This is a genomic window from Enterococcus sp. AMC1157, from assembly GCF_058216555.1.
In genome coordinates this window covers 1,201,832-1,215,006 of record NZ_CM177099.1, presented here as the reverse complement: position 1 = coordinate 1,215,006, position 13,175 = coordinate 1,201,832, and the positions used below count along the sequence as shown (strand labels likewise).

Genomic DNA, 13,175 nt, shown 5'->3' with positions numbered 1-13,175 from the left:
ATGATTGATAATTGTTTGTTCTCAATAATTGTTCCTGTTTATAATGGAGAACTCTATATAGCTAAATGTTTAACCTCGATACTTAGTCAAACATTTAAAAATTTTGAAGTTTTAGTTGTTGATGACGGATCTAAAGATTCAACTAATGATATTATTAAAGGGTTTGTTATAAAAGATAAAAGAATTAAATTGATCAATCAAAATAATTCAGGAGTCTCAGTAGCAAGAAATACAGGAATTAAGAAGGCGAACGGTAAATACATTTTATTTATCGATAGCGATGATTATGTGCTACCAACATACTTGGAGAACTTTAATGATCAGAGTAATAAATTTGATTTATTAGTTACTGGTTACAGCACATTTGGAGAACATGAAAAAACAATGTTACCATCGAAAACAGGTGTTATTCAGCGAGATGAAATAATTAGATTGTTATTTACAGACGAAGCTGTCTCAGGTTTTCCTTGGAATAAAGTTTTTTTGAAATCGATCCTAATTGAAAATGAGATTTTTTTTGATGAATCAATATTTTTTGCAGAAGATTTATTATTTGCATTAAGTTACATATCAAAAATTGAATGTGGGTATGTAATGGACACTTCAGACTATTTCTATTTTAATCATCAAGATAGTGCTACAAGTAAGATAACTACAAAAAGAAAGTTTTTAGTTCGATTGACTTATATTGATGCAATGAAAAAAAGCTTACTTTTATTATCTAATAATTATCAGTATGAACAAAAGATTATAAATTCTGAGATTGCAAAAAGTGGAGCGCATTATTATCAGTTGTCATATAGTTTTGGTTGGTCTAAAAGTGATAGAAAAAAATTAAAAAATGAAATAGACCCAGCTATATTCAATTATATCTTTGACAAAGACTATAGAATTAAGAGTTTATTAACAAAATTTAAAGTTTTAGTAAGTAGATTTTCCCCATTATTATACAATTATATATATACGAGATTTAAAGGAGTAAATAATGAAAATAGCAATTAGTACAATCGTGGATTATGACAATTATGGTAATAGGTTGCAGAACTATGCTCTCCAAGAGGTTTTGAAAAAAGAAGGTCATGAAATTGTGACAGTTAAAAACTATTATAAACAAGAGCTAAGTTTTTTGAAAAAATTCCAAAATGCAATTTCTGAGGGGACTTTAACTGAAAAAGTTTACAAGAAAATATTGAATAAATTTTCGGCTAGTTCAAGAAAAGAAAGTCAGGAAGAAAATTTTTTGAATTCAAAAAGAGAAGAGAACTTCTTGAATTTCACCAAAAAATATATTGTTGAAACTGAGTATTCAATAGATCAAAATACTAAAGATTTTTCTTTTTTTAATCAATATGATTTATTTGTAATTGGAAGTGACCAAGTTTGGAACTATAACTTTAATCGTTTTTCAACATATGATTTTGTTTCATATACTGATAAGCCTAAAATATCTTACGCTGCTTCATTTGGAGTTTCAGAAGTAAATCAAGATTTTCAAGAACTATTTAAACAAGGATTGAATAGTTTGGATTACATTTCAGTCAGAGAAGAAGCTGGCAAAGACATAATAAAAAGACTTACTAATAAAGATGTTGATGTTGTTTTGGATCCAACATTATTGTTAAGTAAAGAAGATTGGTTAGAAATCACCACAGATAATTTAAAGATTGATAAAAAGTTTGTTTTAACATACTTTTTAGATAAACCTTCAGAAAAAACTAAGCTTTATATAGAAGAATATGCTAAAAAAAATAATTGTCTAATAAAAAATTTAGCAGATAGAACTGATAGAGAATTATGGTGTGAAGATCCATCTGGATTTGTTAATTTATTTTCGCAAGCTCAAGCTGTCTTTACTGATTCGTTCCATGCATGCGTCTTTTCAATTATTTTTGAAAAAGAATTTGAAGTTTTCGATAGAAATACTGAGTTACCTACAATGAATTCAAGAATAGACACTTTACTAGGGGATTTTGATTTGAAGAACAGATGGCATAGAGACTCAGAAGTAGTATTTAATAGTATAAACTATGAAAAAGTGAATAAATTAGTTGAAATAAGAAAGTCTGAATCACTTAAATACTTAAGAAATTCGCTTATGGCTATAAACAACAAATGAAAAGGATAGAAAAATCTTATGAATTCTGAAAGAAGAATTGGCGCAATATTGTCATACTTTAATATTATAAGTAAAAACCTAATAAATTTTATTTATACCCCGTTCCTATTAAGGTTTATTGGTCAAGGAGATTATGGTCTATTTCAAATGACAAATTCGGTCATAATGAATTTGTCATTGTTGTCTATGGGATTTTCGAGCGCTTATATTAAGTTTTATTTCGATTTTAAGTCTAAAGGACAAAAAAAAGATATAAAGAAACTAAATGGTATGTATTTATTGCTTTTTATTTCAATGGGAGTTATAGCCCTAATTATTGGTGGAGCATTAGTTAATAATATTAATGGTATTTTTAGCGAAAGTCTGTCAACTAGAGAAATAAATTTAACTAGATTTTTGATGATCATAATGATAATAAATATAGCATTAACATTTCCTTCTTCTGTATTTGATTCAAATATATTAGTCAACGAAAAATTTGTTTTTCAACAAGTAAGACAGATATTACAAACTTTCTTAGTACCTGTAATCTCTATTCCTATGATTTTATTAGGTGCAGGAGTGCTATCAATAGGTATAACTCAAACTGCAGTTACATTAATTTTTCTTATACTAAACATACGATATTGTACTAAAAAATTAAATATGAAATTCGAATTTAAAGAACTTCCATTTAATTTACTTAAACAATTGAGTGCTTTTTCGTTCTTTATTTTTTTAAACCAAGTTGTGGATTTAGTTAACAATAATATGCCTAATTTTATTTTAGGAATAATGATGGGCGCAAAATCTGTAGCTACGTTCGCGATATCAATTCAAATTAAAAATATGTTCTTCATGCTTTCTACGTCTCTATCTGGAATTTTTGTACCACAGGTTAATGAAATTGTTAGCAGCGAAAAAGAAGATACTAGTAATATTTTAACCAATCTTATGACTAGAGTAGGAAGAATACAAATGACAATTCTTCTTTTTATTTTGGGAGGGTTTATTGTAATCGGTCAATACTTTATAAGCATATGGGTTGGAAGTGAGAATATTGATGCATATATGCTAGTCATTCTAATGGTAATGCCTTCCATTATTCCTTTGTCTCAGAATATTGGTATTGAAATTCAGCGTGCTATGAATAAGCATATATTTAGATCGATAGTTTATAGCTTATTTGCAGTAATTAATATATTAATTACTGTGTTGGGAATTAATTATTTTGGAATCATAGGGGCTACAATCGGATATATAGTTTCTATTCTTTTAGCGAATGGTTTATTGATGAATTGGTATTATCATAATAAGATAGGTCTTAAGATGGGAAGCTATTGGAAAAATACAATTAGTGTTACATATCCGTTTATTTTAGTGACATCACTTTTGATGTTTATTCAAAAATATATTGTAATTAACTCTATAAAATCATTTGTAATCTTTGGTTTTATTTATGTATTATTATATGTAATAGTTTATATACTTTTTTCTGCAAATAATTATGAAAAGAAAGTATTTTTAGGAAAAATGTTCAATAAATTTAAGTAAATTTAAACAAAGGAATGAGTGATTTATTTGGAAGATTTATTAAGAGGGATTTCCGATAGAGAATATAATTTTGGAACAGGTGTCTGGCCAGTATTAAATGAAAACTTAAAAATAAGATTAAATAAGTACGGTGAATATGAATATTATTCTACTAAAGAATACTCACAATTTTCGAAAGAAGAAAGTGAAAAAATATTAGAATTAAAAAACATTCTTGATACAAATAATGTAGATTTGATTTCTAAGGAGTTATTCTCTAAAATTCCAGAAATGAAATTTAATTCCCAACTAGGATATTATCTAAATCTTTATGCAGGATATGTTGTGGAAGGTGACTATCGAGCTAACGCCAGTTCAGGTGGATTTGGAACATGGCTACTAAAGGAACTTTTCGAAAAAAAATTGGTTGATGGGATAATTCATGTTACTGAATCAAAAGATAGCTCAAAATTATTTGAATATAGTATTTCAAAAAGTATTAAAGAAATTGAAAACGGAGCAAAAACAAAGTATTATCCTGTTGAGCTCTCTGAAGTTCTTCAATTAGTAAAAAAAAATCCGGGTAGATATGCAGTTATCGGATTACCTAGTTTTGTCATGAGTATACGATTGTTGTCAAAAATTGATCCTGTAATAAATGAGAGAATTGTGTTTATATTAGGATTAGTTTGCGGACATCAAAAGTCCACTTTTTTTGGTGACTTTTTAGCATGGCAATGTGGTATTAAACCTGGGAAATTAAAAAAAATAGATTTCAGAAAAAAATTAGATCATGGTTTAGCTAGTTCATATGCAATAGAAGTTACTGGAGAAATAGAGGGACAAGAAGTAACCATTGTTAAAGAAATGAAGGATCTATTTGGTTCTGATTGGGGACAAGGGTTATTTAAGATTCGTGCATCTGACTTTACTGACGATGTAATGAATGAAGCAGCAGATGTTACACTGGGAGATGCTTGGTTACCAGAGTACACTACGGATAATAAAGGAAATAATATATTAATAGTTAGAAATCCTGTAATTCAAGATATAATTAATAAAGGGATAAAAAATGATATGATTAAACTTGATATCTTAAATGAAGAAATGATGATTCGTTCTCAATCGTCACATTTTACACATACCTCAGAAGAATTAGGATATAGACTATATAAAAAGAATTCAAAGAAAGAATGGAAACCTAAAACACGTATCGAAGCAAGTAAAAATTACTCATTTTATAGAAAAAGAGTTCAAGATTTGCGAGAGATAATTGCAAAAAAAGCTCCAGTCTATTATGTAGAAGCTGTTAAAAGAGATGATATAGACTACTTTTTTAAAAAAATGAAACCTATTACGTTGTCCTATAAAGTAGTTTATAAATTTATAGGTTTAAATAAGAAAATAAAAAAATTGTTTTTCAAATGATACGTTTTCTCTGAAGAAAAAAATTGCTCAACTATTTATTTATAAACTTACACATTTCTGATTCATCAGACCCATATATTATAGAGACATTAAAGAAGTCACATGAATTTCTGCGAACAGAGAAATTCATGTGACTTCTTTTGATTACAATGTTTCAACTAACTCTTTCAAATATTCTTTCAATCCATCTTTAATTTCAGGATGCTTCAACCCATATTCAATATTGGCTTCTAACATTCCAAGTTTATTACCTACATCATAACGTTTGCCAACAAATTCATGGGCGAAAACTCTTTGTGTTTTATTAAGAGTGTCAATTGCATCTGTTAATTGAACTTCTCCACCTAAACCAGGTTTTTGATTTTCTAAAATACCAAATATTTCTGGTGTCAGTAGATAACGACCAATGATAGCTAAATCACTTGGTGCAACTTCTGGTTTTGGTTTTTCTACAAATGCTTTTACATCATATAAACCTTTAGAAACTTCTGAAATTGGATCAATCACACCATATTTAGATGTATCTTCATGCGGAATAGGCATTACTGCTAATGTAGATGCTTTTGTCGCTTCGTAGTCATTGATTAATTGTTTAGTCAATGGTACTTCATCCACCATGATATCATCGCCTAACATCACAACAAATGGTTCGTCTCCAACGAAGGCTTTTGCTTGAAGTACTGCATCACCTAAGCCTTTTGGTCTTTTTTGACGGATAAAGTGTAGACGAATACCAGTGGTCTCTTCAACCAATGCCAACAGTTCATGTTTGCCAGATTTTTCCAAATTGTATTCTAACTCAAAATTTGAATCGAAGTGATCTTCAATTGGACGTTTAGCCTTACCAGTAATCACTAAGATATCTTCAATCCCAGATGCAATGGCTTCTTCTACGATAAATTGGATACTTGGTTTATCTACAATCGGCAACATCTCCTTTGCGATTGCTTTTGTTGCCGGTAAAAAACGTGTTCCTAATCCAGCTGCCGGTATGACAGCTTTTCTTACTTTAGACATATGTAACCCTCCATAAAAGTTTTATACCAACTAATATTACTATAAATATAGCTAAATATCTATGATAGCTTTAATCTAAAACGTATTTCTTTAACCCTAGTGCAGTCAAATATCCGATACTACAACCAATAAAATTCAACATAATATCACTATAAGAAAAAGTTCCTACATAAAATACATATTGAATCGTCTCAATACCTAAAATAATTAAAAGACTGACAATTGGAAATTCAATCCAGTTGGCTTTTATAGAAAAAAGTGCACCTAGTGGAATAAAGTATAAAACGTTTAAAATTGCTTGCAATAAAATCTCTTTATCACGGACTAAAAATCCCCACAAATTAGAATCAAAGGAACGATATTCTTCTGCTTTAGTAAATAAAACGACGAAAAGAAGAAACATATAGACGCTATAAAACAAGTAGAGATAAACGGCCGAGAAATATCTAAACTCTAGTTGAAGATAAAACAACCATAAACTAAGAAATAAAAATAGAATCAACGTTTCTTTTGTGTAGGCGAAACGCTCAATAACACTTTCAAATCGTGGATAGTTTAATAAAACTGGGTAGGCGATAAATTGAATAATACCTACACTAAGAATAACTGAAACAAATAAAGCTACTATCAATCGAATAAAACGAAACATAAGAACACCTCCAAATATAGTTGATTAATTATATCAAAAATATCCTTTTAAAAATATTTTTTGATAAATAGAAGAAAAAATATAACAAATTAGGTAAATCTCAAAAATAGCTTGATTCCTTTGGTAAATTAGTGGAATTGTATTCCAAAAAATGCTATTTTAAGGTAATATTAGAATACGACTTATTATAAGTTAAATTTTGACTATTAAGCAAGGAGTGTTAGAGAACAAATGAAGACCCCCTTTTTAAAAGGAGTAGGAGTTATAATTATTGCAGTAGTGTCTATAGGTGTTTGCGTTGTTGGCTTTCAACGTAGTAGACAAAGTCAACAAGAGCAACAAACTATAATGAGTACTGAAGAAGTATCTGTACAAGATATGCAACCGAGATTAGAAGAGCTAAAAGATGCGCTAGAAGAATTCTACACAGATGGTAATGAGCAATTTATTGTAGAAGGAACGACTTATGAAGAAGTCCATCAAATAGCCACTGAAATTGATGAGATGAATGTCGGAGCAGAGCTAGAAGAAGAACAAACGACTCTTTCAGAAAGCTTTAACAATTTAGCTACCAAAATCACTATCCAAGAAGAGGCAAATGCTCTTTATGAGCAACCGAAAAATGATTGGCAAGATAAGGAAGAAAGGCAGCCTATCAGAACAGGTGTGGAAGAATCTGATTTTACAGATATAGAAAATCGCATAGAGAATCTTCCAGATGGTGAATGGAAAGATTCTGTATTAGAATTTGTGGGACATGGACGTGAGCAAATATTGTTAATAGAAAGCCTAAGAGAAACTATCGAGCAATATGCAAATGGATCATCAGAGGTTAGCTACGACAACTATCAAAGCGCTGTGAATGATATCTCGTATGTCCGTAACGAAGAAATGAGAGCAGAGTTATTGGAGTTAGCTAATCAAGTATCTAATTAATAACAGAAAATTTTAATGGAAAGTGGAGAAAAAATGGAAGAAACGATTAGTTTAAAAGAAATATTTGATATTTTGAGAAATCATATCACGACAATTTTAATTAGTATGTTTGTTGGTTTAGGAATTGCTGGAGCGATCACATTCTTTGTGATAACCCCTCAATATAGTGCTCGTGCACAGTTAATTGTTGCCTTACCGAGTGGAGATGGAACTCCGGGCAATGTAAGTGATATTAATTATAATTTACAAATGCTGAACACTTATAAAGACATTATCAAAGAAGGTGATGCTTTAGCATTGGCGGTTAACGAACGCTTGGAGGAGAACTATAGCATTGACTTAACCCCTTCAGAAATAAAAAGTATCTTAAATGTAACACAGTCTCAAAACTCACAAATGTTTTCTATCTCGGCGACAAGTGATAATGGTACAGATGCTGCTCATATTGCAAATACAGCAGCACAAGTATTTCAAGAGACAGTGAAAACAATTTTAACCAACGTTGATCAAGTAACGATTGTATCAGAAGCAACACCAAGTGCTAGACCAATTTCACCGAATAATAAATTGAATCTAGCGATTGGGCTAGTTTTAGGAACAATGGTTGGTGTAGGATTAGCATTTCTAATGCAATTATTGGATCGAACAGTCAAGGACAGTCGTTTTGTAGCGGATAATTTAGACTATATCGTTTTGGGGACTGTTCCGCAAATGACACCAAAAGAAATTAGTGCAACCACACAAAAGTTACCAAAACAAGTAAAGACTAAAAAGGAAGAAAGACCGGTAGTATCAAGACGAAGCCGGAGTAAGGTTTAGGAGGATATTATGGCTAAAAGAGAACAGAAAGACAATAAAACACATCCAGTAAGTTTGATTACTTTGGTTAATCCTTCGTCACCTATATCTGAGCAGTATCGAACAATTCGTACTAATATTCAATTTGCGTCATCTGTAGATAATCGTATGCAAACATTTGTTGTTACTTCATCTGGTCCAGGAGAAGGGAAATCGACAACTTCTGCTAATTTAGCGGTTGTTTTTGCAACTTCAGGTCAACGTGTCTTATTAGTGGATGCAGATATGAGAAAACCAACCGTCTATCAAACATTCCAATTAGGAAACGCAACGGGACTAAGCTCTGTCTTAAGTACTGGCTTAAGCATTGAAAGTGCAGCTCAAGAAACAACCATTACGAATCTTTCAGTTTTAACGAGTGGTCCAAAACCACCGAATCCATCTGAATTATTAGGGTCAGCAAGAATGGATAAGGTGATTGAGGAAGCCCGTAAGTTTTTTGATATCATTATTTTTGATATGCCACCAGTAGTTGCGGTAACCGATGCACAAATCATGGCTTCAAAAGCCGATGGAACTTTACTGGTTGTTCGAGAAAATGTCACCAAAAAAGAAGCTGTAACCAAAGCGAAGGACTTATTACAAATGGTTAAAGCGAAGGTTTTAGGTGTAGTTTACAACGGTGCTGAGCAAAGTAAAGATAGTGGATATTACTATTACTCTAATTAAAAAGGGGTGTCTATAAATGATTGATTTACATTGTCATATTCTCCCAGGGCTTGATGATGGTCCTGAAACCTTACAAGAAAGTATAGATATGGTAGAAAAAGCAATTAGTCAAGGAATCACTCATATCTTATGTACGCCTCATCATAACAATGGTCGCTATGAGAATCCGAAAGAATCTGTGATTCATTCGGTTTCTCAATTACAAGAAGAACTAGATCAAAGAAATCTAGCTTTGACTCTTTTAGAAGGACAAGAAGTCAGAATAACCGGTGAATTGATAACAGAGATAAAACAGGATCAAATTCTATTTACTGATTTAGATGATACATATATTTTAATTGAACTACCAACAATGGACATTCCAGCATACACTGAAAAAGTTTTGTTTGAGCTAAGGAGTATGGGCAAGATTCCTGTAATTGCTCATCCAGAAAGAAATGCCAAATTCAGAGAAAATCCTAGTTTATTGACAACTTTTTTGGATATGGATTGTTTAGCTCAACTAACAGCTCCTAGCATCGTTGGTGTATTTGGTAAAGCGATTCAAAAAACAGCTAAAGAAATGGTTAAACATAATTATGTGCAAATGATTGCTTCTGATGCCCATGGAGTTAAAAAACGTACTTTTTATTTAAAAGAAGCGTATGAACTGATTGAAAAAGAATTTGGTACAGAAAAAACTTCTTTAATGAAACAAGTGACGAGAGATATGATTAATGGAGATCCAGTTAGTTATCCGAGTTATATAGAAATGAAAAAGAAAAAATTTGGTTTGTTTTAGGGGATGTTCAGAATGTTTGAATTAACAAGAAAAAAGAAAATAGGAATCATACTAGTCACTGATATTTCGATGATTGTTGTATCTTGTATCCTAGCGTATTTGTTTATCAATCCATTTCTCTTTATTAATCGTTCCTATATGTTTGTTTTGGTGGGAATCGAATTAGGATTATATATTATATTCGGTGTACTATTCAAAGTATTCACTCGGATTAATCGCTATACAAATTTAAATGAAATTATCGCCATTTTAACAGCAACTACAATGACAGCAATCACTAGTATCCTTATGATTTTACTCATCACAGGCCATTTTAGTAAACGGTTAGTATTTTTCGTGTATATTCTGTCCAGCTTTTTAATTATTTTGAGTCGATTAGCGTGGAGATTGTTAATTGAACAGAAGATTAAACATACAGCACCTAAAGATAGAGAAGCTAAAAGAACTATTCTGATTGGAGCGGGAGCAGGAGGAAGAATTATTTTAAACTCCTTTAATTCCATCAAAAATAATGGAGAAATCCAAGTCATAGGTTTTGTAGATGATGATCCTAATAAAAAAAATATTTACCTGTCTAATGTTAAAGTTTTGGGAACAATTCAAGATTTACCAGATATAATTAAAACACATAATATTGACATGGTAACCATAGCTATTCCTTCTTTACCTAATAAACGTTTACGTGAAATATTCAGCTTATTAGAAGATATTGAAGTCAAGGTAACGAGTATGCCTTCGTTAGAGGAGTTAGCTTCAGGTAGATTGAGTGTTGAAAAGTTAAAACAAATTGATGTGGTTGATTTGTTAGGTAGAGATGAAGTTAAATTAGATATTGAAGCAATTCAAGACCAAATAACGAATAAAACGATTCTAGTTACAGGAGCAGGAGGTTCTATTGGCTCTGAAATCTGTCGTCAGATAATGAAGTTTAATCCTAAGAGACTACTGCTACTGGGACATGGAGAAAACTCGATTTATTTAATCAATCGCGAATTAGTTGAAAAGTATAGAGAACATGCAACTGAGATAATTCCAATTATTGCAGATATTCAAGATCGAAGCAGAATATTTGAAATTATGGCAGAATACCGACCAGATATTGTGTATCATGCGGCAGCCCATAAACATGTTCCTTTAATGGAATACAACCCTAGAGAGGCAATTAAGAATAATGTTTATGGAACAAAAAATGTCGCTGAAGCAGCCAAAGCTAGTAATGTCGGACATTTCGTAATGGTTTCGACAGACAAGGCAAATAATCCACCAAACGTTATGGGCGCAACGAAACGTATAGCAGAAATGATTGTCACAGCATTAAATGAAGAAAATTGTACTAATTTTTCTGCTGTCAGATTTGGAAACGTCTTAGGTTCACGAGGAAGTGTCATTCCTGTCTTTAGAGATCAAATTGCTAAAGGTGGACCAGTTACTGTTACGGATTTTAGAATGACTCGTTTCTTTATGACAATTCCTGAAGCAAGTCGTTTAGTTATTCAAGCGGGTGCTCTAGCCAATGGTGGAGAAATTTTTGTTCTTGATATGGGTGAACCTGTTCGGATTGTAGATTTAGCAAAAAATATGATTCGTTTAAGTGGCTACTCTGAAGATGATATTCAAATTATTGAAACAGGGATTAGACCAGGTGAAAAACTTTATGAAGAGTTACTATTAGAGAAAGAACGTAGTGAGGAACAAGTTCATGATAAGATTTTTATAGGGAATATTAAAGGTTATTCATTAGATATAATTATGGAATTCGTAAATAATTTACCTGATAATGAGAGTTTCTTGGCTAGAGAAATTGTTGAATTTGCAAATAGATCTAATAAGTAAACGAATGTTTGAATATTTTATACTATTTCTCTGGAAAATAGTCGAAAAATGAAGAATAATCTGCTGTGATTTTTTGTACCTTATATTTAATCTTAAGTGAAAGAGGAGAAAAATATGGATTTAAGAAAATTAGAAAATAAGTTATATCTTAGCTCTCCAACAATGCATGGAGAGGAATTTAAATATATTAAAGAAGCTTATGATACAAATTGGATGTCGACAGTAGGTAAGAATATTACTGAAGTTGAAAAATTAATTTGTCAAAAAACTGGTGTTAAGCATGGTGTAGCTCTTTCATCGGGCACTTCAGCAATTCATCTTGCTGTTAAACTTGCCGAAATTAAAACAGGTGAAATGGTATTTTGTTCAGATTTGACTTTTAGTGCTACAGTAAATCCGATTGTCTACGAAGGTGGAATTCCAGTTTTTATTGATACGGAGTACGATACATGGAATATGGACCCGATCGCTTTAGAAAAAGCTTTTGAAATATATCCAGAAGTAAGAGTGGTAATAGTAGCACACTTATATGGTGTTCCTGCAAAAATTGATGAATTACGAAATATTTGTAAAAAAAATAATGCAATAATTATTGAAGATGCTGCGGAATCGTTAGGAGCTTCATATAAAGGAAAGCAAACAGGAACATTTGGTGAATTCAATGCAATTTCTTTTAATGGGAATAAAATTATTACTGGATCTTCAGGAGGTATGTTTTTAACTGATGATGAAAATGCAGCAAATAAAGTTAAAAAATGGTCCACACAATCCCGTGAGAATGCTTCGTGGTATCAACATGAAGAAATTGGTTATAATTATAGAATGAGTAATTTAATTGCTGGGGTTGTTAGAGGTCAAATACCACATTTGGATGAACATATTCAACAAAAGAAAGCTATTTATAATCGATACAAAGAAGGTATGAAAGATCTGCCAATTAAAATGAATCCATACGATGGTGATAATTCAGAACCCAATTATTGGTTATCCTGTATGATTATAGACTCGAAATATATGGCTAATCAAGTTAGATCTGAACATGATTCGTTATATATTTCGGAAACAGGTAAAAGTTGCCCTGAGGAAATATTAGCTGAGTTACTGAAGTACAATATAGAGGGACGCCCGATTTGGAAACCAATGCATATGCAACCTATATTTAGAATGAACTCATTTATTAACCGTGAAGGTGATGGAAGAGCGAAGACTAATGCATATTTAAGTGGTGGAACAAGTGGTGTGGATAACTTTCCTTTGGATATCGGAATGGATATATTCGATAGAGGGTTGTGTTTACCAAGTGATAATAAAATGACTGTCGAACAACAAGATATGGTTATTGAAATCATAAAAAAATGTTTTGAATAAAATGGTGA

Annotated in this window: 12 protein-coding genes; 10 read left to right on the top strand and 2 right to left on the bottom strand. The window is 31.2% G+C overall.

Annotation, left to right across the window (positions count from 1 at the left end):
- From AC4BBX_RS05970 to AC4BBX_RS05955, 4 genes are read left to right on the top strand one after another with little or no spacing between them, the layout of a single operon-like run.
- The gene (locus tag AC4BBX_RS05970) at positions 1-1,002 is read left to right on the top strand and encodes a glycosyltransferase family 2 protein (RefSeq protein ID WP_490455525.1); all 1,002 of its coding nucleotides are present in this window, start codon (positions 1-3) and stop codon (positions 1,000-1,002) included.
- A complete protein-coding gene (locus AC4BBX_RS05965; protein WP_490455524.1) occupies positions 986-2,116 on the top strand; it encodes a polysaccharide pyruvyl transferase family protein in 1,131 nt (376 codons plus the stop codon). Before AC4BBX_RS05970 ends, AC4BBX_RS05965 begins: the two co-directional genes overlap by 17 nt.
- A gap of 18 nt (positions 2,117-2,134) precedes the next feature.
- Entirely contained in the window at positions 2,135-3,649 is a 1,515-nt protein-coding gene (locus AC4BBX_RS05960; RefSeq protein WP_490455523.1) for a lipopolysaccharide biosynthesis protein, read from the top strand.
- A gap of 27 nt (positions 3,650-3,676) precedes the next feature.
- Positions 3,677-5,056 carry a Coenzyme F420 hydrogenase/dehydrogenase, beta subunit C-terminal domain gene (locus tag AC4BBX_RS05955; protein ID WP_490455522.1) on the top strand — a complete coding sequence of 460 codons (1,380 nt, stop codon included), beginning with the start codon at positions 3,677-3,679 and terminating at the stop codon, positions 5,054-5,056.
- A 144-nt stretch (positions 5,057-5,200) separates the two neighbouring features.
- On the opposite strand, the gene galU is transcribed toward AC4BBX_RS05955, so the two are convergent.
- A complete protein-coding gene (gene galU / locus AC4BBX_RS05950) occupies positions 5,201-6,073 on the bottom strand; it encodes a UTP--glucose-1-phosphate uridylyltransferase GalU (RefSeq protein ID WP_490455521.1) in 873 nt (290 codons plus the stop codon).
- 70 nt (positions 6,074-6,143) lie between these two features.
- Entirely contained in the window at positions 6,144-6,722 is a 579-nt protein-coding gene (locus AC4BBX_RS05945) for a VanZ family protein (RefSeq protein WP_490455520.1), read from the bottom strand.
- Between the two features lie 231 nt (positions 6,723-6,953).
- On the opposite strand from AC4BBX_RS05945, the gene AC4BBX_RS05940 reads away from it, so the two are divergent.
- From AC4BBX_RS05940 to AC4BBX_RS05915, 6 genes are all read left to right on the top strand, one after another.
- Positions 6,954-7,658 carry a cell division site-positioning protein MapZ family protein gene (locus AC4BBX_RS05940; RefSeq protein ID WP_490455519.1) on the top strand — a complete coding sequence of 235 codons (705 nt, stop codon included), beginning with the start codon at positions 6,954-6,956 and terminating at the stop codon, positions 7,656-7,658.
- 33 nt (positions 7,659-7,691) lie between these two features.
- Positions 7,692-8,477 (top strand): YveK family protein, encoded by a 786-nt coding sequence (locus AC4BBX_RS05935; RefSeq protein ID WP_490455518.1) that lies wholly within the window; start codon positions 7,692-7,694, stop codon positions 8,475-8,477.
- Positions 8,478-8,486: 9 nt separating this feature from the next.
- Positions 8,487-9,185, top strand: coding sequence for a CpsD/CapB family tyrosine-protein kinase (locus AC4BBX_RS05930; protein ID WP_490455517.1), 699 nt, complete (start codon positions 8,487-8,489; stop codon positions 9,183-9,185).
- Between the two features lie 16 nt (positions 9,186-9,201).
- Positions 9,202-9,966, top strand: coding sequence for a tyrosine-protein phosphatase (locus AC4BBX_RS05925; protein ID WP_490455516.1), 765 nt, complete (start codon positions 9,202-9,204; stop codon positions 9,964-9,966).
- A 12-nt stretch (positions 9,967-9,978) separates the two neighbouring features.
- The gene (locus AC4BBX_RS05920) at positions 9,979-11,799 is read left to right on the top strand and encodes a polysaccharide biosynthesis protein (protein WP_490455515.1); all 1,821 of its coding nucleotides are present in this window, start codon (positions 9,979-9,981) and stop codon (positions 11,797-11,799) included.
- Positions 11,800-11,913: 114 nt separating this feature from the next.
- Positions 11,914-13,167, top strand: a complete 1,254-nt coding sequence (locus AC4BBX_RS05915) for a DegT/DnrJ/EryC1/StrS family aminotransferase (protein WP_490455514.1) — start codon at positions 11,914-11,916, stop codon at positions 13,165-13,167.
- Positions 13,168-13,175 lie beyond the last annotated feature (8 nt).